This window comes from Acinetobacter sp. YH12108 (assembly GCF_013419055.1).
Classification (GTDB): domain Bacteria; phylum Pseudomonadota; class Gammaproteobacteria; order Pseudomonadales; family Moraxellaceae; genus Acinetobacter.
The window spans coordinates 85222-107317 of sequence record NZ_VPAW01000001.1; the positions used below are offsets into that span (position 1 = coordinate 85222).

At 43.5% G+C, this 22096-nt stretch carries 24 protein-coding genes; 16 read left to right on the forward strand and 8 right to left on the reverse strand.

Annotated features, from left to right (window positions below; translation table 11 throughout):
• Positions 1-111 precede the first annotated feature (111 nt).
• Positions 112-2022 (reverse strand): 1-deoxy-D-xylulose-5-phosphate synthase, encoded by a 1911-nt coding sequence (gene dxs / locus FTU46_RS00510; RefSeq protein ID WP_180104128.1) that lies wholly within the window; start codon positions 2020-2022, stop codon positions 112-114.
• Positions 2023-2333: 311 nt separating this feature from the next.
• On the opposite strand from dxs, the gene ribA reads away from it, so the two are divergent.
• The gene (gene ribA, locus FTU46_RS00515) at positions 2334-2936 is read left to right on the forward strand and encodes a GTP cyclohydrolase II (protein WP_004786979.1); all 603 of its coding nucleotides are present in this window, start codon (positions 2334-2336) and stop codon (positions 2934-2936) included.
• A 151-nt stretch (positions 2937-3087) separates the two neighbouring features.
• On the opposite strand, the gene hemN is transcribed toward ribA, so the two are convergent.
• Positions 3088-4461: an oxygen-independent coproporphyrinogen III oxidase gene (gene hemN / locus FTU46_RS00520; RefSeq protein WP_180104129.1), complete on the reverse strand. Its 1374-nt coding sequence runs from the start codon at positions 4459-4461 to the stop codon at positions 3088-3090.
• Positions 4462-4702: 241 nt separating this feature from the next.
• Here hemN and hemF point away from each other — a divergent pair, with 241 nt between their 5' ends.
• From hemF to FTU46_RS00550, 6 genes are all read left to right on the forward strand, one after another.
• Positions 4703-5650 (forward strand): oxygen-dependent coproporphyrinogen oxidase, encoded by a 948-nt coding sequence (gene hemF, locus FTU46_RS00525; protein ID WP_180104130.1) that lies wholly within the window; start codon positions 4703-4705, stop codon positions 5648-5650.
• 150 nt (positions 5651-5800) lie between these two features.
• Positions 5801-6007 carry a hypothetical protein gene (locus FTU46_RS00530; protein ID WP_005233693.1) on the forward strand — a complete coding sequence of 69 codons (207 nt, stop codon included), beginning with the start codon at positions 5801-5803 and terminating at the stop codon, positions 6005-6007.
• A 98-nt stretch (positions 6008-6105) separates the two neighbouring features.
• Positions 6106-6894 (forward strand): shikimate dehydrogenase, encoded by a 789-nt coding sequence (gene aroE / locus FTU46_RS00535; protein WP_180104131.1) that lies wholly within the window; start codon positions 6106-6108, stop codon positions 6892-6894.
• 386 nt (positions 6895-7280) lie between these two features.
• Positions 7281-9104 carry an acyl-CoA dehydrogenase C-terminal domain-containing protein gene (locus FTU46_RS00540; RefSeq protein ID WP_166135889.1) on the forward strand — a complete coding sequence of 608 codons (1824 nt, stop codon included), beginning with the start codon at positions 7281-7283 and terminating at the stop codon, positions 9102-9104.
• A 359-nt stretch (positions 9105-9463) separates the two neighbouring features.
• The gene (locus FTU46_RS00545) at positions 9464-9673 is read left to right on the forward strand and encodes a cold-shock protein (protein WP_004786992.1); all 210 of its coding nucleotides are present in this window, start codon (positions 9464-9466) and stop codon (positions 9671-9673) included.
• A 375-nt stretch (positions 9674-10048) separates the two neighbouring features.
• Positions 10049-10333, forward strand: a complete 285-nt coding sequence (locus tag FTU46_RS00550) for a hypothetical protein (protein ID WP_257224570.1) — start codon at positions 10049-10051, stop codon at positions 10331-10333.
• Positions 10334-10435: 102 nt separating this feature from the next.
• Here FTU46_RS00550 and hemW read toward each other — a convergent pair whose 3' ends face one another.
• Complete coding sequence (gene hemW / locus FTU46_RS00555) at positions 10436-11590, reverse strand: radical SAM family heme chaperone HemW (RefSeq protein WP_180104132.1); 1155 nt, start codon at positions 11588-11590, stop codon at positions 10436-10438.
• A gap of 126 nt (positions 11591-11716) precedes the next feature.
• Between hemW and FTU46_RS00560 the strand changes: the two genes are divergently transcribed.
• Complete coding sequence (locus FTU46_RS00560) at positions 11717-12175, forward strand: DMT family transporter (protein WP_004786999.1); 459 nt, start codon at positions 11717-11719, stop codon at positions 12173-12175.
• A gap of 40 nt (positions 12176-12215) precedes the next feature.
• Positions 12216-13574, forward strand: a complete 1359-nt coding sequence (locus tag FTU46_RS00565; protein WP_159122649.1) for an MATE family efflux transporter — start codon at positions 12216-12218, stop codon at positions 13572-13574.
• A 30-nt stretch (positions 13575-13604) separates the two neighbouring features.
• On the opposite strand, the gene FTU46_RS00570 is transcribed toward FTU46_RS00565, so the two are convergent.
• A complete protein-coding gene (locus FTU46_RS00570; RefSeq protein WP_180104193.1) occupies positions 13605-13811 on the reverse strand; it encodes a DUF1737 domain-containing protein in 207 nt (68 codons plus the stop codon).
• Between the two features lie 288 nt (positions 13812-14099).
• On the opposite strand from FTU46_RS00570, the gene FTU46_RS00575 reads away from it, so the two are divergent.
• Positions 14100-15398 carry an AarF/ABC1/UbiB kinase family protein gene (locus FTU46_RS00575; RefSeq protein WP_004787005.1) on the forward strand — a complete coding sequence of 433 codons (1299 nt, stop codon included), beginning with the start codon at positions 14100-14102 and terminating at the stop codon, positions 15396-15398.
• 97 nt (positions 15399-15495) lie between these two features.
• Positions 15496-15747, forward strand: a complete 252-nt coding sequence (locus FTU46_RS00580; RefSeq protein WP_180104133.1) for a type B 50S ribosomal protein L31 — start codon at positions 15496-15498, stop codon at positions 15745-15747.
• 76 nt (positions 15748-15823) lie between these two features.
• On the opposite strand, the gene crcB is transcribed toward FTU46_RS00580, so the two are convergent.
• Complete coding sequence (gene crcB, locus FTU46_RS00585; RefSeq protein WP_180104134.1) at positions 15824-16204, reverse strand: fluoride efflux transporter CrcB; 381 nt, start codon at positions 16202-16204, stop codon at positions 15824-15826.
• Between the two features lie 164 nt (positions 16205-16368).
• Between crcB and FTU46_RS00590 the strand changes: the two genes are divergently transcribed.
• Positions 16369-16701, forward strand: a complete 333-nt coding sequence (locus tag FTU46_RS00590; RefSeq protein ID WP_180104135.1) for a HopJ type III effector protein — start codon at positions 16369-16371, stop codon at positions 16699-16701.
• 221 nt (positions 16702-16922) lie between these two features.
• Here the strand turns inward: FTU46_RS00590 and FTU46_RS00595 are convergent, their stop codons facing one another.
• The gene (locus FTU46_RS00595) at positions 16923-17486 is read right to left on the reverse strand and encodes a hypothetical protein (protein WP_004787012.1); all 564 of its coding nucleotides are present in this window, start codon (positions 17484-17486) and stop codon (positions 16923-16925) included.
• A gap of 180 nt (positions 17487-17666) precedes the next feature.
• Between FTU46_RS00595 and FTU46_RS00600 the strand changes: the two genes are divergently transcribed.
• Entirely contained in the window at positions 17667-18293 is a 627-nt protein-coding gene (locus FTU46_RS00600; protein ID WP_180104136.1) for a class I SAM-dependent methyltransferase, read from the forward strand.
• Here the strand turns inward: FTU46_RS00600 and FTU46_RS00605 are convergent.
• Together FTU46_RS00605 and FTU46_RS00610 are read right to left on the reverse strand one after the other, a co-directional pair.
• Positions 18290-18874, reverse strand: coding sequence for a hypothetical protein (locus FTU46_RS00605; RefSeq protein ID WP_180016559.1), 585 nt, complete (start codon positions 18872-18874; stop codon positions 18290-18292). The two genes, FTU46_RS00600 and FTU46_RS00605, sit on opposite strands and share 4 nt — an antisense overlap.
• Before the next feature lie 26 nt (positions 18875-18900).
• Positions 18901-19368: a Holliday junction resolvase-like protein gene (locus tag FTU46_RS00610; RefSeq protein ID WP_004787020.1), complete on the reverse strand. Its 468-nt coding sequence runs from the start codon at positions 19366-19368 to the stop codon at positions 18901-18903.
• A 123-nt stretch (positions 19369-19491) separates the two neighbouring features.
• Between FTU46_RS00610 and FTU46_RS00615 the strand changes: the two genes are divergently transcribed.
• From FTU46_RS00615 to sodC, 3 genes are all read left to right on the forward strand, one after another.
• Positions 19492-20136, forward strand: a complete 645-nt coding sequence (locus FTU46_RS00615; protein WP_179992145.1) for a ParA family protein — start codon at positions 19492-19494, stop codon at positions 20134-20136.
• A gap of 131 nt (positions 20137-20267) precedes the next feature.
• On the forward strand, positions 20268-21416 hold the full coding sequence (locus FTU46_RS00620) for an AI-2E family transporter (protein WP_180104137.1): 1149 nt from the start codon (positions 20268-20270) through the stop codon (positions 21414-21416).
• 110 nt (positions 21417-21526) lie between these two features.
• Positions 21527-22069 (forward strand): superoxide dismutase family protein, encoded by a 543-nt coding sequence (gene sodC / locus FTU46_RS00625; RefSeq protein WP_180104138.1) that lies wholly within the window; start codon positions 21527-21529, stop codon positions 22067-22069.
• Positions 22070-22096: the final 27 nt, after the last annotated feature.

Below are 22096 nucleotides of genomic sequence, written 5' to 3' on the forward strand. Positions count from 1 at the left end.
ACACCCACTACAAATTTGAAGATACTGATAAAGAATAATGCATAAAAGCCCGCATATTTTAGCAAATATCCGGGCTTTTTGGGAAAAAATGTGTCGAAACTTTTTAAGCGTTTATAACAGAACGCTTTGACCTAGCTTTGACCAGGCCTCATTGATTGATTTTTCAATGCCTTGGCTATCAAGTCCTGCCTGCTGCAACATCTGGCTATGTGTTGCTTGTGCCATAAAGTTATCCGCTAAACCTAGATTCAGGATTGGTTTAACGATTTGAGCTTCAGCCAGATACTCATTCACTGCACTTCCTGCGCCGCCCATAACTGCATGTTCTTCAACAGTGACAAACAGGCTGGTAGAATGGGCCAGCTGGTTTAACATTTTGGTATCCAGTGGTTTGATGAAACGCATATTTACCACGCGTACACCCACCTCATGTTTGCTGGCAAATACTTGAGCGGCTTCAACTGCGGCTTGAACCCGACTACCGAACGCTAGAATTGAAACATATTCATCATATTGTTCGTTCAGACTGAGCAACAATTCTGCCTGACCGATCTGCATCTCGGTCATGGTTTTCTGGATTTCCACACCCAGTCCATTCCCGCGCGGATAACGCACTGCTGCCGGACCATGATACAGATAAGCCGTATGCAACATCTGACGGCATTCATTCTCATCTTTTGGTGCCATGATCACCAGATTCGGAATGGTACGCATATAGGCATAATCATAGGCGCCGGCATGCGTTGGACCATCTTCACCAACCAGACCGGCACGATCGATCCCAAACGTCACATCCAGATTTTGCAGCGCTACATCATGCACCAACTGGTCATATCCCCGTTGCAGGAAAGTTGAATAAATTGCGACGACCGGTTTTAAACCTTCACAAGCCATACCTGCTGCCAGCGTCACTGCATGCTGTTCTGCAATGGCAACATCAAAGAAACGCTCTGGATACTCTTTGGCAAACTGCACCATGCCTGAACCTTCACACATTGCCGGAGTAATCGCCAATAGGCGTTTATCCTGTGCTGCTTCATCACATAACCATTGTCCAAATACATCTGAATATTTCGGTGCTAGATTAGGGGCTGTAGCTGCATTGAGTTTACTAATGGCGTGGTATTTAATCTGGTCACATTCTGCTGGCGCAAAGCCCTTACCTTTTTTGGTATAGATATGGATCAGGCGTGGACCGGTACGTTTTTTCAAGGCTTTAAAAACGTGTACCAGCTGTTTAACATCATGGCCATCATAAGGACCAAAATAATCAAAACCAATGGCTTTAAAGAGGTTATCTGCGGCATCAGTTGCAGCCTGATGTAAACGCGAGTTATATAGCCATTCCGGATGTGGCTGTACATAAGCCTCACCATCTTCAGTCACATTGACGAATTCGCCACGTTCCCAGATTGCAGCGAGATGCTTGGCAAAACCACCAGTACTACATGAAATCGACATATCATTGTCATTCAGAACCACCATCAGGTCAGCCTGATGTGCCACAGCATCATTCATAGCCTCAAAGGCCATACCTGCTGTCATGGCCCCATCACCAATGATTGATACAACTTCACACGGATTGTTCTGATAACGACGCGCCAGAGCCATGCCGAGGCCAGCAGAAATTGCGGTAGATGAATGCCCTACCCCAAAAGTATCAAATTCGGATTCTTCACGCGCCGGAAATGCGGCCAGACCATCTTTTGCACGGATTGTAGTGAGCTGTTCACGACGTCCGGTCAACGCCTTATGCGGATAAGCCTGATGACCCACATCCCAGATCAGGCGATCATGTGGCGTATTAAAGCAGTAATGTAAAGCGACAGTAAGCTCAATCACACCCAGATTGGCCCCAAAGTGTCCACCACTCTGACCCGCAGCATACAAAATGAATTGACGTAACTCATCCGCCACTTGTGTGAGCTGGCTTTGCTCGAGTGCACGCAGTTGCTCAGGATGATCGATCGCATCAAGCAACGGTGTTACAGGGCGTTGAGTTGGTATTTCTGTATACAGCATATATGGCAAAGCCTTCTAAAGCCTGGCAAAATCTTAAGCTAGGTCAATGGGGAATAACCGATCATATAGTTGAATTGTAGCAGCTTCAATTCAGCTACGCTTCTAGCGATGCAATATTAAACAGCGATCTCGTCGGGGTGAAAAATTTGCAGGCTACGATTATCCTGAATAATCTTACTATTTATCAACTATTATCGTTCGCTTTCTACAAAAAAGAAAATGTTCTTCATAAATTCAGCTGAGCAATTCTACTAATGTTTAAGCATTACGCTATACTTTAGCTACTTTATTAGGATTTTACGGGTTCAGCTGTGCCTATCGAATTTGTCGCAACTTCAAGATTACCGACCGCTCATGGTGAATTTAAAATTACTGTTTTTCAAGACCCTAAAACTGGCGAAGAACATGTCGCTCTTTCTAAAGGCTTAGAAGAACCAAGTGATGAACCTGTGCTGGTCCGTGTACATTCTGAATGTTTAACCGGTGATGCCTTTGCTTCATTAAAATGCGACTGTGGCCCTCAACTCCAGGCAACACAAAAACTGATTAATGAAGTGGGTCGCGGTGTCATTCTTTATTTACGTCAGGAAGGACGCGGAATTGGCCTGACCAATAAAATCCGTGCATATGCCTTGCAAGACCAGGGCCATGATACGGTCGATGCCAATCTGATGCTGAATTTACCGGCAGATGCACGTCAATATGATATGTGCAGCATCATGCTGGATCACCTAGGTGTAAAAGCCGTCCGCCTGATCACCAATAACCCTTTAAAAATTGATGCACTGAAAGAGCAAGGCATTAATGTAGTGGACCGTGTACCACTCACTGTGGGTCTGAATCCATTCAATGAGCAATACCTCAAAACCAAGCATGAGCGTATGGCGCATATGTATCAGAAGGAAGATTTTTAATTATTTTTAAATCTCTTCGACCTTTTAACTTAACCCCTCCAAACCTCCCTTTCTTGCGCTTCGACTTAAAGCCATGCTTAAGTCTTGCTCAGGGAGGCTTTTCCCCCTCTTTTTCAAAGATGAGGAGCACTGCTCCGCAAGAGGGGGAGATTCAGATCGTCATCGAGAAAATCCGGTTCTCTGGCATACGACGCTTTAAACGTAAATCAAAAGCCATGCAAATATTGCGTACAAATGGTTTCCCTTTCTCCAAAATCGTGACTGAAGAGTCTTCAATTTTGATCAGCTGATCCTGCTGCATTTCCTCAAGCTGCTTTAGAACTTCATCAATTTCAGAAAACTGCATGTCAGGTTTTGCCCAAGAGGTGGTAAAGCTACACATCAGGTTCAAGATATGTTTGCGAATGATCAGGTCTTCCTGAGTCAGGATATGCCCTTTAAAGACCGGAATCTGGTTTTGCTCTAGCAGTTCACAATATTCTTCAATGGTTTTCACATTCTGCGCAAAGCTATACCAGCTATCACTAATCGAAGAAATTCCGAGTCCAATCATCACCTGAGTTTTAGACGCGGTATAACCCATAAAATTGCGGTGCAAAGTTCTAGACTGAAAAGACTGATACATACTGTCTTTCTCTAACGCAAAATGATCCATACCAATTTCATGGTAACCATGCGCCAAGAGCTTTTTCTTACCCTCTTCATAGCACTGACGCTTGATCTCATCTTTCGGTACATCCGCATCTTTAAAACCGCGCTGGCCATTCCCTTTAATCCAAGGCACATGCGCATAGCTATATAAAGCCAGACGGTCTGGTAATAATGAATTGGTCTGATCGATGGTATTCAAGACATTCTCCAAACTTTGAAATGGCAGACCAAAAACCAGATCATGCGAAATCGATTCATAACCAATTTCTCGCGCCCATTCGGTGACCTGTTTGACATTGTCATAAGGCTGAATCCGGTGAATGGCTTTTTGTACGGTTTCATTATAATCCTGCACGCCATAACTGACCCGACGAAAACCCAGGTCATGCAAGCCTTGCAAATGCTCACGCGTGGTATTGTTTGGATGACCTTCGAAGCTGAATTCATGCTCTGCTGCAATCTTGGCTTTGGACAAAATACCTTGAATCAGCTGGGTTAAATGTTCAATGGAAAAGAACGTCGGTGTCCCACCACCAAGATGAATTTCTTTGATGATGGGTTTTTCTTCTAATAACTCACAATACAGCTCCCATTCTTTCAGCACAGCTTGTATATAAGGCTGCTCGACTTCATGACGTTTGGTCACCCGTTTATGACAGCCACAAAAGGTACATAAACTTTCACAAAATGGCAGATGAATATACAGGCTGATGCCTTCAGTCGCATTCGACTCCTGAAAAGAACGTTTTAGTGTCTGCTTCCAAAGCTCTAGTGAAAATCCTGACTCTTCCCAATAAGGTACGGTTGGATAACTGGTGTAGCGGGGACCGGGTACATTGTATTTTTGAATGAGAGAATTTGCCTGCACAGTCATGAATGCCTACCACCTTATCAGTCAGGTTAATGCGCTGCATAAGCGCTGTTGAGGTTATTGTGCGGAGCTCAAAAAAAGAATTCAACCTAGTAGTCTGGTCGGATTTAATGCACTACACATCCTTCTAAAACATTAGGTTGAATGTTGTTACAGATGGTGAGCATCCAGAAAAACACCTTAATTTTTAGGCCATTTTATGCTTTGATGTAAGCAGTCTTTTTATTTCCCTATGAGGGTTCTGATGCAGCATCCTACCTCTGCAGATATTCAACGCGTTCGCGATTTTCTCCTCGACCTGCAAGCCCGGATTTGTGCCGCGCTGGAACAGCAGGAACGTGCCGGTGGCGGTACAGCTGAATTCCTGATTGATGACTGGGAACGTCCTGAAGGTGGCGGCGGCCGTTCACGTGTGCTGCAAAATGGTACGGTGATTGAAAAAGGCGGTGTGATGTTCTCTCACATCAATATTTCCAAACTGCCCGCTTCTGCCACTGAACGCCATCCGAATATAGCCGGAGCTAAAGCTCAAGCCATGGGTGTATCTTTAGTTATCCATCCTAAAAATCCGAACGTCCCGACTTCACATGCCAATGTACGTTTATTTGTAGCGGAAAAAGAAGGTCAGAATCCGGTCTGGTGGTTTGGTGGCGGTTTTGACCTCACCCCTTTTTATCCAAATGATGAAGATGTGCTTTCATGGCACCAGACCGCATATGACCTGTGTGCACCTTTTGGCGAAGAGGTTTATCCAGAACATAAAAAATGGTGTGATGATTATTTCTATCTAAAACATCGTGATGAGCAGCGTGGTGTCGGCGGCCTATTCTTTGATGACCTGAATCAATGGGATTTTGAAACCTGTTTTCAGTATATGCAGGCTGTAGGCAATGGTTATCTCGAAGCAATTCTGCCAATTTTCCAGCGTAACCAAGACAAGTCTTATACTGAAGCACAACGTGATTTCCAGCTGTACCGTCGTGGCCGTTATGTGGAATACAATCTGGTATATGACCGTGGCACACTGTTTGGCCTGCAGACGGGTGGCCGGATTGAATCGATTCTAGTGAGCCTACCGCCTCTTACCGGCTGGTTATACCGCCCGGAATGGGCTGAAGGATCACCAGAAAAACGCTTGACCGATTACTATCTTAAACCGCATGACTGGTTAACAGAATTAAAAACTAAATAAAGCAATCAAAATATTTAAATACAAATTGCCCTCAGATCGAGGGCTTTTTTAATGGATAAATCCTCTATACTGCAACTCAGAAAGATATTTCAGGATCTACTCCTAGATCTCGACTCTGATAAAGATAAATTCTGCTAGGTAAAAATAACAATGTTTAAGCTTCACCTTAATCCTGCTACGTTGGCCTTTTGGCTATTTCTGGCGCTTGGTATTAGTGCGATTAGTACCGCTGTCATCAGTCATAACCTGATTCTAGATGTAGTGGCCATTTTTGTTAGTGTCCTCACGATTGCCGGAACCTTATTTAGTATGGCCTTGCTCTTTGTCGAACATATTATTGAGATCTGTAGTTCCTAAACCTTTAATCTTTAGCCTGCTTTTCACTGCTGACAGGCTTTAGCCCTCCTGCATTTTCACGTATATTAATGGCCATTTCCGCACATGGACATGGTGAAATGAGCAAGCAATTTGCCGTCATTGGTAACCCCATCGAACAATCACGCTCTCCTGAACTGCATCAGGCTTTCGCTGCCAAAACCGGGGTCGATCTGACCTATACCAAACGCCTTGCCCCTCTGGATGGTTTCACAGCCAATATCCAGGAATTTTTTGCTCAGGGCGGTATTGGCATGAATGTGACTGTGCCCTTCAAAGAACAGGCCTTTGCCCAGTGCCAGTTCCTTACCGAACGTGCCAAAATCGCCAAAGCCGTTAATACCCTATGGATGAAAGATGGCATTCTGCATGGTGACAATACTGACGGACAAGGCTTAGTCGAGGCTATTCGTGCTCTTGACTGGACTCTGGAAAATACCGATATCCTGATTATTGGTGCTGGTGGCGCGACCCGCGGCGTGATCTATCCATTGGTACAGGCTGGTGTGAAGAAGATTGTTATTGCTAACCGTACTTTGTCACGTGCAGAACAACTGGTTGCCGATCTAAAAGACGCTGTACCTCAAGCAGAGTTACAAGCCATTGCCTTAACTGATTTAGCCGGTGAGTTTGATATTGTAATTAATGCGACTTCTGCCAGTCTTAGTGGTGATGCGCTGGTACTACCTGAAGCCCTACAGTTTAAACATGCCTATGAAATGGCCTATGGCAAACCGTCCACTTTTCTGGATCAAGCTCAAGCTCGTGGCGTCCCTACTTCTGAGGGTTTCGGCATGCTAGTCGGTCAGGCCATTGAATCTTTTTATATCTGGAACGGAGTAAAACCTGAGTTGAAAGATTTTCTTTAATTCTGAATATTTTTGAGATGAACGGGTTAGCCATTAATCCGTTCGCTCTTTTTCTTTCATTAAAAATAATAAAATTAAATTGGATTTAATGACATGATTTATCCAATGATTAGACCCTAACATTCGTGTACAATTCATACAAAAATACCCCTAGACAATCTCCCTAAATGTTGATTAAAGTCCAGACAGATAAGCATTTTTAAATAGAAGTGCCTTATTTAAAGATGGAGAGTTCCGTTATTTAATCTTTAAACTTGTCTGATCTTCTCGATTCGCTTTTCTGACATTTTTATTTGTTGTCTTTATCAATGTTTTTTTATCCCCAATGTGAATAATCATAGAATCGATACAGATAATCCAAAACTATTTTAATCAGGATTAAACGCATGCCAGCATATAAAGCTCCTTTACGTGATATTCGCTTCTTAATGAATGAAGTGCTTGATTACCCTGCACATTACCAAAAACTGTCAAATGGCGAATATGCCGATGCAGATACGGTAGACATGATTCTAGAAGGTGCGGCAGATTTCTGTGAAAATGTACTTTCTCCACTGAACCAGACCGGCGATGCAGAAGGCTGTCATTTTGAAAATGGCGAAGTACGCACACCTAAAGGCTTCAAGGAAGCTTATGATCAGTTCGTACAAGGTGGCTGGCAAGGTCTGTCTTATCCTGAAGAATTTGGCGGTCAAAACCTGCCGATGTCTTTAAACCTGATCAAATCAGAAATGATGGGTACGGCAAACTGGTCTTTCCAGATGTATCCAGGTTTGAGCGTAGGCTGTATCAATACCATCATCCAGTATGGTACTGACGAGCAGAAAAACACCTATCTACCGCATCTGGTTGCAGGTACCTGGTCAGGAACCATGTGTCTGACTGAGCCACAATGTGGTACCGACCTGGGTCAGGTAAAAACTAAAGCAGAACCGCAAGCTGATGGTACTTATGCGATTTCTGGTACTAAAATCTTTATTTCTGCGGGTGAGCATGATTTAACTGAAAATATCGTGCACATCGTTTTGGCACGTCTTCCAGATGCGCCACAAGGCACCAAAGGCATTTCCCTGTTCATCGTACCGAAATTTATTGCCACTGAAGATGGCGGTATTGGTGAACGCAATGCGGTGAACTGTGGTTCGATTGAACACAAGATGGGGATCCGTGCCTCTGCAACAGCGGTACTAAACTTTGACAATGCAGTAGGTTATTTAATTGGCGAGCCAAACAAAGGCTTGCATGCCATGTTTACCTTCATGAATACCGCGCGTATTGGTACCGCAATCCAAGGTATCTGTCATGCAGAATTATCGTTCCAGGGTGCATTGCCATATGCTAAAGAACGTATGTCGATGCGTGCCCTGTCTGGTAAAAAAGATCCAGAAAAAGTGGCGGATGCGATTATCCACCATGCTGATGTACGCCGTATGCTGTTGACCCAGAAAGCGATTGCTGAAGGTGGTCGTGCCATGATCTATCATGCTGCACAAATCGCAGATAACATGAATGATGCTCTGCTGCGTGGTGATACTGCTGAATTTGAACAGCAGGATGATCACTTAGGTTTCTATACCCCTATTCTGAAAGGCTTCCTGACTGAAATGGGTTATGAAGCAGCGAACCACGGTATGCAAGTATTTGGTGGTCATGGTTACATCAAAGAATGGGGCATGGAGCAAATCGTTCGTGATTCACGTATCTCTACCCTGTACGAAGGAACGACTGGCGTTCAGGCACTTGACCTGATTGGTCGTAAGGTCCTGCTAACCTCTAAAGGTAAAGTGATTCGTGATTACACCGCTGAAATTCTGAAATTCTGTGGACAGCATGCACGCAATAAATACATGCGCCGTTTTGCCTGGGACCTGACCAAGCTATGTGCACAGTGGAATGCGTTAACTGTACGTATCATGCTGGCAGCACGTAAAGACCGTGACATCGTATCCTCTGCTTCTGTGGACTTCCTGATGTTCTCGGGTTATGTGATGATGGCTTACTTCTGGGCACAACAAGCTGCGGTGGCTTCAGCGAAACTGGTTGCTGGTGATGGTGCAGAAGTTCCAGAGTTCTATAAAGCGAAGATCAAAACTGCTGATTTCTACTTTGAGCGTTTATTGCCGCGTGCCCAAGGCCATGCTGAAGCGATGGTGAACCCATCAAAAACCATGACTTCACTGGCAGCAGAACACTTTAGCTTTGATTACTAAGTCAAAAACTTAGGTTTTAGCTTTAAAAAGAGCGCTACGGCGCTCTTTTTCATATGTCAAAATGATGACTTGATACAAAGAAGAATCTGCTGCGTACACAAACTACACAAATTTATATCTATAATTTTCAGACGTCTATTAAATAATCCATATAATTTACTTGAATATCTATAAATACAGGGTATGATGGCGATAACTAGAAAAATTCTTGTTTTGGTTAGTCTTCTTTTAAGTATCGCAGTTTTAGTCATAAACCTTCGTTTTAAAGATCAATAAGCTCCATCCTTTTTATTTTTCAAAGTTACAGCTAGTCATCTGAAATTTTGACTATAAATCCATAAGATTCAATAGGTTATATTATGTCTAACACAGTTACCGGTACAGTAAAGTGGTTCAACGAAACTAAAGGTTTTGGCTTCATTCAACAAGACAATGGTCCAGACGTTTTCGCTCACTTCAGCGAAATCCAAGGTTCAGGTTTCAAAACTTTAGCTGAAGGCCAAAAGGTTTCTTTCAGCGTAGCTCAAGGCCAAAAAGGTCCTACAGCGACTAACATCACTGCAATCTAATATTGCGAAGATGAAAAAAAGCACTCATTAGAGTGCTTTTTTTGTACCTTAAATTGACTAATTTTAGTTTCCAGATCAATTAATTAAGTTTAAAAGATAATTAAATATTCGCTTTTCATTCATCATCTTGTCCTAAATTTCTTCATCTGATTTTAGTCAGGTTAAAACATGAAGAAGCTGAGAAGAATTTTGATGATTTTAAAATCAAAAATTGCCCATAAAAATATAGAAGTTTTAATAAAAATTATTATTTATTAATTACTTAAGCATATATTAAAAGAAATTCTGAAATTTACAAAAGTGTTGTCTATGGCTCCATCTTCCCTACATCGCTGACTCCTATGATGAACTCATTGAATAAATATGAGTATGATCATGAAAAAATTAGTTTCTTCTTTAATGATTGGCTTGATCGCAACAACAGCTACCATGTCAGCAATGGCGGCTCCTGGACCGGATCATCGTCATCCAACGCCATCAGCGCATCATTTTGATAAGAACCCAATGCCGCATAGAGGTGGTTTCCATAAAGCACCTCCTAAAGCGCATTTTAACCAGCATGATCTTCATGATAAATTTGGCAAGAAAGACCATAAGAGCTTCTTCAACAAAAACCATCACAATGGCCCGCATCACAAGTTACCGCCTAAGTATCGTTAATCCGAATGGCTTAAACGCATAGTAGAGAGAAGAACAAGCCCGATGTAACTCATCGGGCTTGTTCTTTTTAAACTAAATTAATTATTCGGATAGATTAGGCAATTAAAGAAACTCTTCCAGCACAGAGTTTAAAAAGATGTGACCTTGCTCAGTACATGCCAGACGTTCTGTATCTTCTACCATTAATTGACGTTGGCGCAATGAAGTCAGCAATTCATCCAGTGTATCCAGACTATAGCCTGTTCGCTCAAGATAAAGCTTCGCTTCCACACCATCATTTAAACGTAAGGCATTCATCATAAATTCAAACGGTATATCTGCCGCTTCGATGCGCTTAAACTGCAAATGTTCGGCTGGCACTTTGGCTAAATAGTCTTTGGGCAAACGGGTTTTCTGGAAACGGTAAACACCATCCGGTTGAGTCACTTTGCCATGCGCCCCTGCTCCAATGGCCAGATAATCACCAAATTGCCAGTAATTCAGGTTATGTGCCGATGGTAATTCTTCACGCCAGGCAGAGACTTCATAATTGATAAAGCCATTGGCTTTTAAATAAGCCTCGCCCTGTTCCTGAATCTCTTCCAGTACTTCATCGACCGGTAAAATCGGCTGAGTACGGAAAAACACAGTATTCGGCTCAATAGTTAACTGATACCAGGAAATATGCGTAGCACCATTCTCGACTGCCAGTTTCAGGTCATTGAGTGCCTGCTCTAGTGTCTGTTCAGGTAAGCCATGCATCAAATCCACATTAATCCGTTGAAAACCAGCATCACGCGCCAGGCCAATCGCCGAGATCGCATCTTCATTGCTATGGATTCGGCCCAGCTTTTTCAGATGCTCGGTATTAAAACTTTGCACGCCAATAGAAAGACGATTAATACCAGCTGCTAAATAGCCAGCAAATGGATCATGCTCCACCGTACCTGGATTGGCTTCCAGTGTGATTTCACAATTCTCTTCAAAAGGAATCAGTGCTTTCAGTTCGGTAAATAGCCATTGATAACCTGCAGCAGAGATCAGTGATGGCGTTCCCCCACCGATAAATACACTATGAATCGAACGGCCTTGGGCAAAATCAACCTGAGTTTTAAAGTCCTCTACCAGCGCATGCAGATATTCCCGCTCCAGGTCCAAAGACAGTTTTCCATCAGGTACGGCATGCGAGTTAAAGTCACAATACGGACATTTACGTACGCACCACGGCATATGGATATACAGGGATAAGGGAATAAGTGCAGGATTCAATTCAGCCAAAGAACTACTCAAAAACAACTACAAGATCTAGCGTAATTTTAACATGACTCGGCAACAACTCTGCTAAAATTAAAATCGCCATCGCCTAATGCCTAAAAATTCAAATAGAATTAGATAGTTAAAATTATGAAAATATCTTCCCAGCTCCTTATTTTACTGCCTTTGGTCTTTGCGATCGGGGTCTTGCTGACCTTACAGACGGCTATTAATACCCAATTAAAAGAATATTTATATTCTCCTATTCAAGCTGCATTTTTTTCCTTTTTGATTGGTACAATAGTACTTGCCGGCATCGTGCTGTTTCAGTCACATCCCAAACCAGGCTTACAGGAGCTGATGGCAATTCCCTGGTATCTCTGGTTAGGTGGTTTTTTGGGTGTTTATGCGATCAGCATGAGCATTTATGCTGCACCTAAAATGGGCTTCCTGACACTGACCGGAATGATTATTTTTGGTCAGATGGTGATGTCCATGATCGTCGATCAGTTTGGTCTGCTGGGCAATGAAAAAATGCCGGTGAACTGGCAACGTCTTTTAGGTGGCGTGGTGATTTTTATTGGTGTGCTTCTCACTTTACAACGCTAAACCTTATCTCTAAGCACATGATCACTAATGAGTAATTTTTGTGTCGAATGTTTTGACAGCCACAACCCGTCGTTATGAATTAAAACAGCTGTTCCATCTGATGTTGCCCATTCTGGTCACACAATTCTCCCAGGCAGGTTTGGGCCTGATTGATACCATTATGGCCGGGCGTCTCTCACCAACTGATCTGGCAGCGATTGCGGTTGGTGTCGGCCTCTGGATTCCAGTCATGCTACTCTTCAGTGGCATCATGATCGCCACCACGCCTCTAGTCGCTGAAGCTAAAGGTGCACGTACACCTGAGAAAATTGCCACAATTGCGCGACAATCATTATGGGTCGCATTCATCCTTGGGGTGATTGCGGGTCTGGTTTTACAAGTTTTGCCCCTCTCTTTACCTTTACTAGGTGTCCCAGAAAGCTTGCAACCTAAGGCTGGTCTGTTCCTACATGCCATCGGCTTTGGTATGCCTGCTGTGACCATGTATGCGGCTTTACGTGGTTATTCTGAAGCCATTGGTTATCCACGTCCGGTCACTGCTATTAGCCTCATGGCGCTACTGCTTTTGGTTCCATTAAACTTCATTTTTATGTATGGAGTTGGCCCTATTCCGGCACTGGGCAGTGCCGGTTGTGGTTTTGCCACAGCAATTCTGCAATGGTTAATGTTACTCAGCTTGGCGCTGTATATTTTTAAAAATCGGGTTTATCAAAGTAGTCAGCCATTTAGTCACTGGGAAAAGCTGAACGGATATTGGCTGAAACGGATTTTAAAGCTGGGCTTTCCGATCGGACTGGCAATTTTCTTTGAAGTGAGTATTTTTAGTACCGCAGCGATAGTCTTGAGCCCATTGGGTGAAACCATTGTGGCCGCTCACCAGATTGCTATTTCTGTTACCTCACAGCTGTTCATGATTCCGATGTCTCTCGCCATTGCACTAACCATTCGGGTGGGAACTTATTATGGTGAACAGAACTGGGATGCCATGCGTAGAGTACAAGGCTTAGGTCTGATGACCGCGACGATTTTGGCTCTGCTCATCATGTTATTACTCTGGGTGTTCCGTAGTGAAATCGTAGCGCTTTATACCTCTGATCCTATGGTGACCCAGATTGCGCTTTATCTGGTGCTCTTTGCAGTGGCCTATCAGCTGATGGATGCCTGGCAGATCAGTGCTGCAGGTTGCTTACGCGGTATGCAGGATACCAAAGGCCCAATGTGGATCACCATGATTGCCTATTGGGTGATTGCCTTCCCGGTGGGGGTTTATTTGTCCCGGTTTGGAGATATGGGGGCGGCAGGCGTCTGGGTCGGACTGATTGTCGGTCTCAGTGTGGCTTGTGTCCTGCTGCTGGCACGGCTTTATGGTAATAATAAACGTTTAAGCCAGCATGCCTAATCCTCTTATTATTTAAAAGGATGCATTGAATTACTGATTTAACGCATCTTTTAATCCCTGTGGAACCTCGGACTCATCTGCGACTTCTTTAATCACCACTTGCCCAACAATGACATCTGTTCCATTAAAGGTCATGGTTGGCGCACCATAAAGTTCATAACCTTCATTGAGTGCCTTGGTCACACGGGCACAAAAACTCACATCATCTTTGCCAGTAAAATATCGATAGACTTTCATTGAAATTTCTTGATCTTGAGATGCCATTATTTTAAGCCTTTCATCATAGAAAGGAACTCAAAAATCATGCTTTGCTCGCGCAAGAATAATTAAATAATTGATTTAAAAACTGCCGTACATACGCCGAGTTGGTTTAAAAATTGCATAAATCAAATGAACAATATCAAGCAAATATGAATACTTTGAGAAGCTTTGCAACATAACATCTACAATTAAATATAGGCAATTTATAGTTTGTCACCTATGATCAAATACACCCATAAAAATGGTGATTTTGAGGAATCTCGCATGGCAAAAACGGCTCGAACGCCTGGTCGCCGCTTTATGAAATTGGCTGGAATGACCGCAAGTATTGCAAGTAAAACCCTATCCAATTCGATTAAAAATTTAACTGCGGATGAAGAGCAGAAAAATGCTGCACGCAGTAAATTATTTCAGGATATTGGAGTACAGATTGCTGATACCTTGGGGGAAATGAAAGGTGCGGTGATGAAAGTCGGCCAGATTGCCTCACAATATAAAGATATTTTCCCGCCTGAAGTTGCTCGAGCCATTTCCAAATTGCAGCGTCAGGCTCCACCGATGCCATTTAAAGAGATTCAGTCTCAGGTCGAAAAAGAATTGGGAAAATCTTTGCAGGACCTATTCCAGCAGTTTGATGAGCAGCCTTTTGCTGCAGCCTCAATCGGACAGGTACATAAAGCGACTCTACCCGATGGTCAGCAGGTTGTGGTCAAGGTGCAATATCCGGGAGTGGAAGAAGCCTGTGAAAGTGACCTGAAACAGGTTCGTCTGGCCTTACGTTTAATGGGTGTACTGAAAATTGACCGCAAATTGCAGGATCAACTCTTTAAGGAAATCCAGCATAGTCTAGACAATGAACTCAATTATGAAATTGAGGCACAGAACCTAGAAGTGGCGCGTGCCTTTCATGAATCGCTCGATCACCAAATTGTAATTCCGAAAGTATTTAGTGAATATTCTTCCCGCCATATTCTGACCCTAAGCCTGGAACAGGGTGAAAGTATGGAAACAGCCAGCCAATGGCCGCTAGAAACCCGTAATGCCCTAGGCCGTCGTTTATTCCGTGCGATTGGTCAGGAAATTTTCTATCTGAAACGTTTCCACTGTGATCCGCATCCAGGGAACTTCGCCTTCCGTGAAGATGGCTCGGTGATTATTTACGATTACGGCGGTGTTAAAACCCTTTCTACCGAGATCATTACTCATTTCAAAGAGTTGATCCATGCAGCCCGTGACAAGGATATTTCGACCATTGAACAGCAACTGGATGCCTTGCATACCCTGACAGAAACCGGAAAATTCCCGGCCGATCTGTATGAGCAATGGCTAGAAGTGCTGATGCGTCCTTTAACTACCAATTATGATTTTGCTGAAAACTCAGCACATCATGATGGAATGGAATTGCTCAAACCTTCTCTAAAATATTGGGATGTATTCAAACCGTCGCCAGATACCTTGATGGTGAACCGTACTATTTCCGGACAGTACTGGAACCTAATTCATTTAAAAGTACATGATGATTTGAGTGATGTATTTGAGGAAATTGTGCCAAGTCGCAGTTAGGTTGAAGTAATAAGCTTACAAGCTGTAACCCTACTTCACTTGAAATATCAAATGTTACATTATAACATTACTCTTAAATTACAAGAGGAATATTACGATGCGTCCAGAAATTCATCCCGAATATCGAGAAGTTTTATTTCATGACACCAATGCTGATGCCTACTTCGTGATTGGCAGCACCATGACTTCTAGCCAGACCAAGGAATATGAAGGTAAGACCTATCCTTATGTCACCCTTGATATTTCGAGTGCTTCACATCCGTTCTATACCGGTGAGCAACGTCAAACCAGTAATGAAGGTCGCGTAGCGAGCTTTAACAAACGTTTTGCCCGTTTTAAACGTGGTTAAACTTAAAACCTCCGATTTTTTTCTCAATTTAAATCGCGGTTTATGTCAGGAAATTACCTCCAATTTCCTGACTTTTTTATGCCTGCGCTAAAGCCAGCTGGGTTAAATAGAAGCCCACACCCAGCATAAATACTCCGACAATCATACTAGAGATCACATAACTGAGGGCGATCGTGACTGCACCCTGCTTAAGCAGCTGAAAGGTTTCTAGTCCAAAACTGGAAAAAGTCGTAAAGCCGCCCAAGATGCCTACCATCAAAAATAGCCGTGCTTCAGTTTGCAGGAAACTATATTTCTGGCTAAAGGCAAAGAAAATTCCGGCACACAGACAGCCTATAATATTGATCCACCAGGTCGGCCACGGAAATAGCATGTGTGGCTTGGCAATTAGCATTCCTGTTCCATAACGCAGTGTTGCCCCAATCGCGCCGCCCATTGCCACCAAAAGCCAGTTCATGTCTACACCATCCTTATCCGATCTTAACTTTCGTCAGCCACCATGGGGGACGAGAATAATGAATAACATCATGCACCTAAAATTGCAGAATGAACATGGATCTTTGCCAAAAAATTGGTATATTCGACGCCATTCAAATTGATTTAAGTCTAGAGGGAATCCACATGGCTCAGGAATTACTGGCTCAATTGGCTGCGGGCGAAGCTAAATTTGCAGATGTGATTGCATATATCGATGCGCACTATGCTCATACACCCACTGCTTTTAAAAATGGCCAACAGGTTAATGCTGCCACTGAAAACCAAGGCAGTGCCAAAGTATTTTCATTTGCCCAACTAAATAGTCTGGATCAGGCACAAACCTTGAGCCTGTTTGCAGAACACTATGCGGCTGTACTGGCTACACCAGAAGCAACGGATCATCAGAATATCCGCCAGTTCATGCAAAATGGCTGGGATGGCATTGCGTTTGAAGGTGAAGCACTGGCTGCCAAATAAGTTATTCTGCCAAATAAAAAACCGCCTATTTCTGGCGGTTTTTTATATCAAAATAACAGAACAAGATGACATTCATATTTAAGATTAAATTTTTTTTGGAAGAAGTAATTCACTTTAAAAATGAAAAACTCTGAGGCTAAAAATAAATTAAATAGCTATAAAGCCAAGTCACTCAGAAGCACCCGAGCACACCTTTCAGAAAGCCATAAATTTTTCCAGTTTTAACCTTTACCTACTTTCTCAATCCACTTGATTGAGCTGACCCGAAATACTTCACAAGCACCATCACCGGTATCGGTTGGGGTTAAAGAAGATTTCCAGACGAGGTCTTTATCACGTACTTCCACCAGTTCCCCTTGCAAACGCACCAGGTCACCCCGTTTTACCTGTTTAATTGCTTTGGCAATTTGTGGATTGGCAGGGATGATGTGCATATTGGATACCATCTGTTTAGCCTGTTCAATAGGCACTGGCACGCGATCCATTTTCCAGTTCAGGTAACGGTTATACTGGTTGACTGTAATGTGACGGGCAATTTCAGGTTGTGCAAACAGCCCCCAACTCACCGCATAATCGATCGGAGAGAACTTGGCCTGCTCATCGTCGGTATAAATTTTTGATCCCAGAATGCGGAAATCACCTTTAAACGGCTGCAAGACTGAAATAGATTGGTCTTTGGCCATCGGTGGCAGTCCTTTGGCAACATTATGGTCTACAGAAGTGTGACCATAAAGCGGTAGTAAAAGACTGGCCGCCAAAGCATAGTATCGAAGATGTTTGAACATAATTCTGTCTTTATTCCATCAAATCTTTTCAAGAATATCTTGCTTGATAGTACGATTTTTTTAATGAATAAATAGTTGAAATTAGTAACAAGTTGATCAATTTTGGTGAGCGGAGGGCTTTAGCTAATCTGATTATTTTCGGTTAATCTAAGCCTGTCTAAAAATAATTTGAATGCGACCATGCTGTATAAATTCTATCAACAACATATTTTTCCACATTTGCTAAATCAGGTCATGCAGACCCCATCCCTGATGGATTTACGCCGCGAATTATTATTGCCTATTACAGGTGAAGTCCTGGAAATTGGCTTCGGTACAGGATTAAATCTGCCTTTTTATCAGGCCGTCGATAAAATCTATGCGCTGGAACCTAACCCGGACATTTTTAAACTGGCTGAGCAGCGTATCAGTCAAAGCCCTTTTGCGGTCGAACAGATTCAGGCCCGTGCAGAAGCCCTGCCTTTTGCAGAGAATAGTTTGGAAAATATCGTATCAACCTGGACCTTATGTAGTATTCCAGATCTGCACCAAAGTCTGCATGAAATTTACTGGGTTCTGAAGCCAGGCGGCCATTTTCATCTGGTTGAGCATGTGTTAAACCGAGAGCATCTCAACATTCAGCGCTTACAGCATTTACTCACCCCGATTCAGAAGAAAGTGGCAGATGGCTGTCATCTTAACCGGGATATTGAAACCGCTCTTTTAGAGGCTGGGTTTGAACTGGATGAAGTTCATTATATCGATGCAGAAGGTATTCCAAAGATTGGCCAGCGTATGCTGTTAGCTAGAGCGCATAAACCGCTTTAATCCAGCACTTTTAAATCAGTTATTCTGAACAGGCGGCATTGGGCTGATTTTGGATTGCTTTTTCCAACCTGGAATTCTTGCTGGCTGGTCGCTAATTTGACCTGTACCCAGTCACCTTGCAGCCAGATCCGCTGATCTGCTTTTAAACGGCGAACCTTATTGGCAACAGCTTCGCTGGCGGCAATCACACTCAGGTTCAGCAAATGAGGTTGAATGTTCGCAGGATTGGCTTGTGCGTCTGTAGCGGTCATATTAAAACAACGCCTGTCCTGCTCAAGCTTGAATGGTTTAAATACAGCACTGGATACTTCCGGTACTGCTAGTAACAGATCAATATTACTGACATAGGCCAGATCATTAAAACTTCCCACCACCGGACTGGCTGGATGAATGGTACGGCGCTCAGGCCCATAATACTGTTTAGCCAGTACGCGATATTCAGCCTGATGCGGCTCAATCGATTCTACCTGAAAATTTTTGAGTACCCCGGCCTGCTCCAGATTCGGGATCGCCCGAAAGTATTCCGACCAGATCCATAGTCCAAGCGCAAACAGTGCTGCGGCAATAATCAGTTTATCCATAGTGTAGAGTTGAAGCTTGCTGTCCTTCAGTCTTCAAAATCAATCCGGATGGTCTCAAAACGTACCCGCCCTTCCTGAATGGCTTGAGCAATTGCCATCTGGCCTTTGGTCAGACGTGCACCCCCACTTTTAATATCAATCAAAACCACTTCAATATCTTCAGCCAGCCCCTCACCGTCACGAAAATCGGTATAACCATCAAAGACCACATAATCCACCGGATCACCTAAAAATTTGGCATCACTAGGCAGATATTGAAACTCTGGCATGATCGGTGCCAACTGCTCGGCCATTTTGCCTTTGAGTACCGCACGACTGGTATTCACACTGCGTTTTTGTGCAGCAACTAAAGCTTGCTGATGTTCCAGCTCCAGCTCGGCAATATATTGTTCATATTCTGCTTTAATTCGACCATTTCGCGTCTGGCCCAGAATCAGGGTAGTTAAAACCACTCCAATACAGGCACCAATCAGCATAGCCATTCCAATGGACATTCAATCTTCCTAATCTGCTTTATTTTGCTGCCTACCTTCGACTGAAGTTGAAAGGGTCTGCCATCCAGTAAGCCTGCAAAGAATGATATGCTAGGCGGGAGCAGAATTAAATCATCCCGGGTCATGAAAACTATTTTAATTGCAAATCAGAAAGGTGGCTGTGGTAAAACCATTACTGCGATTAGCCTGACAGCTGCCCTGGCACAAAAGGGTTATAAAGTTGCTCTGGCCGATGCGGACAGCCAGAAATCGACCTTGCAATGGTTGAAACATCGCCCAAAAGATGCCGCACCGATTCAGAGTCTGGACTGGCGAAATGCCAAATCGATTGGGGATGCGCCTAAAAATCTGGAATATCTGATTATCGATGCACCCGGAGCGCTGACTGAAGATCATGCCGAACAGCTAATTAGTGAAGCGGATGCCATCATTATCCCGCTGCAGCCTTCTTTTTTTGATATTGATTCTACGCGCCGTTTTCTCAAACATTTGCAGGATATTAAACGTATCCGTAAAGGCAAGGTTGAAATTCTGCTCCTCGCTAACCGCACCAAACCTAATGCAGCCAGTAATCAGGACATTCAGCAATTCTTTAATAAAATTGATCAGCAACCGGTTACCTGGATTTCTGAACGTGCACCCTATAGCCGACTGGCCATGCAAGGCCTGTCTATTTTTGATAAACAGCAGAAGATGTACCGGGAATTACAGGATCAATGGCAACCTTTATTGAATGCCATTATTGACGATCCAAGCCAATGGTTCTAGTTCTGTTATTTTTAGCCTCTTCTTTTTATTCTAAGGAAAATAATCGTACTACTTCCTGCACTATCGTTTTCGATCGCTTTTTTTTCAGTTAATATGCCTGACACGACCTAAAAAATGAGCTTCTAAATTCAGTGCAACAATACGCGCCCACACTACAAAAAGTCTTATTATTTGGACTGTTTTTCATTCTGATTTTTTTGAGTTTTCACATACTCAAGTATTTCATCATTCCTGTAGTTTGGGCAGCCATTATTGCGTACATGACCTGGCCGCTGTATCAGTCGATCTTAAGAATGAGTGGCAATCGGCCAACGCTGAGTGCGACCATTATGATTCTGGGTGTGATTCTGGTATTTGGTTTGCCTTTTATCTTTGCCATTTTTATGCTGCAACACGAAGGCCGGAACCTGTATTTTGAATTGCAGAAACAGGTATTCTCAGGTCATCTCAGCGTTCCAGATTTTATTCGCGGCCTGCCACTTGTAGGTAAGGAAATTAACCGCACCCTGAATGAGATTAATGCCGATCCAAACAGCATTGCACAGACCATTTCGGTCTGGATTCAGGGTCATCTGAATTACGGCAAAGTCGTGCTGAATGAAATCAGTAAAAATGTCTTTAAGCTGTGTTTTGCCGTGCTGTCGTTATTTTTCTTTTATCGTGATGGTCATACCATTCTGAATCAGGTGCGTAAAGCCTTTGAAATGGTAGTCGGTCCACGTATTCACCATTATCTGGCGACAATTTCGGATACTACACGTGCGGTGGTCTATGGCGTAGGCTTAACAGCAATTGCCCAGTCTTTGCTGGCAGGTATCAGCTACTTTGTGGCTGGCGTACCGAACCCGATGGTACTGACCATTATCACCTTTATCTTTGCTTTAATTCCTTTTGGCCCTCCTGTTGCTTATGGTGCAGTTTCGCTATGGCTGTTCTCGCAAGGACAGACCATTGAAGCCGTAGGGGTCATGATCTGGGGTGTCTGTATTGTGAGTACAGCGGATAACGTGATTCGTCCACTGGTCATTTCAGGTGCAACACAAATTCCATTCCTGCTGATCATGTTTGGTGTCTTAGGTGGCATTGCCAGTTTCGGTCTGGTCGGTGTCTTTATTGGACCGGTGATTCTGGCCGTACTACTGGCCATCTGGCGTGAATGGCTGCATGAAAGCAACTTGAATGAACCTTTGATGATGCCTAAAGCCACTATGGCGCATGAGGTTGAACCGAAGAAAAAATTCCGTCTGCGCCGTAACAAGACGCCTAAATCACAAGACTAACTGGCTTAAACAAATTAAAACATTTAAGTACCGATTTTCCATAGTGCTTTTGGTCTTGCTCTGTTTCAATAGATTCCGAAAAGCAGAATAAAGATCAAGGTGTGATAATTATGTCTTCATTGTTTAAACTTACAGCTTTGTGCGCAGTCAGTGCCGCACTTTTTACCGGTTGCGCTTCAACCTCTACTTCGACTGAAAATGTTAAAATCGTGACCCTGAATGCAGTCTCTGCACAGGGCGTCGGTGAATCGATTGGTACCGTATTATTGAGTGACAGCCCGGCGGGCCTGGTGATTCGTACTAACCTGAAACAGCTTCCTGCGGGTGAGCGTGGTTTCCACATTCATGAAAATGGTTCATGTGCACCGGGTGAAAAAGATGGCAAACCAGGTGCTGCACTTGCTGCCGGCAGTCACTACAACCCGAATCAGGCACCTCATCATGGCACACCCATGACGGGTCATCTGGGTGACTTACCAGCCCTTAAAGTAAACACTGATGGTACAGCACGTGTGACTCTGCTTGCGCCACGCCTGAAACTGGCAGATGTTCAGGGTCGTGCCATCATGGTCCATGCAGGCGGTGATAACTATTCAGATGAACCGCAGCCATTAGGCGGTGGCGGTGAACGTATTGCATGTGGCGTAATCTGATTTATTACAGATTATTAGCATTCAAAA

What these genes read in the sequence shown, in the direction of transcription:
- FTU46_RS00560 (WP_004786999.1), top strand. Translation starts at nt 11,717, where the DNA reads ATGAAAATATCTTCCCAGCTCCTTATTTTACTGCCTTTGGTCTTTGCG.
- FTU46_RS00575 (WP_004787005.1), top strand. Translation starts at nt 14,100, where the DNA reads ATGGCAAAAACGGCTCGAACGCCTGGTCGCCGCTTTATGAAATTGGCT.
- FTU46_RS00610 (WP_004787020.1), bottom strand. Translation starts at nt 19,368, where the DNA reads ATGTCCATTGGAATGGCTATGCTGATTGGTGCCTGTATTGGAGTGGTT.
- FTU46_RS00590 (WP_180104135.1), top strand. Translation starts at nt 16,369, where the DNA reads ATGGCTCAGGAATTACTGGCTCAATTGGCTGCGGGCGAAGCTAAATTT.
- FTU46_RS00570 (WP_180104193.1), bottom strand. Translation starts at nt 13,811, where the DNA reads ATGAAAGTCTATCGATATTTTACTGGCAAAGATGATGTGAGTTTTTGT.
- FTU46_RS00580 (WP_180104133.1), top strand. Translation starts at nt 15,496, where the DNA reads ATGCGTCCAGAAATTCATCCCGAATATCGAGAAGTTTTATTTCATGAC.
- FTU46_RS00550 (WP_257224570.1), top strand. Translation starts at nt 10,049, where the DNA reads ATGAAAAAATTAGTTTCTTCTTTAATGATTGGCTTGATCGCAACAACA.
- FTU46_RS00540 (WP_166135889.1), top strand. Translation starts at nt 7,281, where the DNA reads ATGCCAGCATATAAAGCTCCTTTACGTGATATTCGCTTCTTAATGAAT.
- FTU46_RS00545 (WP_004786992.1), top strand. Translation starts at nt 9,464, where the DNA reads ATGTCTAACACAGTTACCGGTACAGTAAAGTGGTTCAACGAAACTAAA.
- hemF (WP_180104130.1), top strand. Translation starts at nt 4,703, where the DNA reads ATGCAGCATCCTACCTCTGCAGATATTCAACGCGTTCGCGATTTTCTC.
- FTU46_RS00530 (WP_005233693.1), top strand. Translation starts at nt 5,801, where the DNA reads ATGTTTAAGCTTCACCTTAATCCTGCTACGTTGGCCTTTTGGCTATTT.
- aroE (WP_180104131.1), top strand. Translation starts at nt 6,106, where the DNA reads ATGAGCAAGCAATTTGCCGTCATTGGTAACCCCATCGAACAATCACGC.
- hemN (WP_180104129.1), bottom strand. Translation starts at nt 4,461, where the DNA reads ATGACTGTGCAGGCAAATTCTCTCATTCAAAAATACAATGTACCCGGT.
- FTU46_RS00605 (WP_180016559.1), bottom strand. Translation starts at nt 18,874, where the DNA reads ATGGATAAACTGATTATTGCCGCAGCACTGTTTGCGCTTGGACTATGG.
- FTU46_RS00595 (WP_004787012.1), bottom strand. Translation starts at nt 17,486, where the DNA reads ATGTTCAAACATCTTCGATACTATGCTTTGGCGGCCAGTCTTTTACTA.
- dxs (WP_180104128.1), bottom strand. Translation starts at nt 2,022, where the DNA reads ATGCTGTATACAGAAATACCAACTCAACGCCCTGTAACACCGTTGCTT.
- FTU46_RS00600 (WP_180104136.1), top strand. Translation starts at nt 17,667, where the DNA reads ATGCTGTATAAATTCTATCAACAACATATTTTTCCACATTTGCTAAAT.
- sodC (WP_180104138.1), top strand. Translation starts at nt 21,527, where the DNA reads ATGTCTTCATTGTTTAAACTTACAGCTTTGTGCGCAGTCAGTGCCGCA.
- FTU46_RS00615 (WP_179992145.1), top strand. Translation starts at nt 19,492, where the DNA reads ATGAAAACTATTTTAATTGCAAATCAGAAAGGTGGCTGTGGTAAAACC.
- crcB (WP_180104134.1), bottom strand. Translation starts at nt 16,204, where the DNA reads ATGAACTGGCTTTTGGTGGCAATGGGCGGCGCGATTGGGGCAACACTG.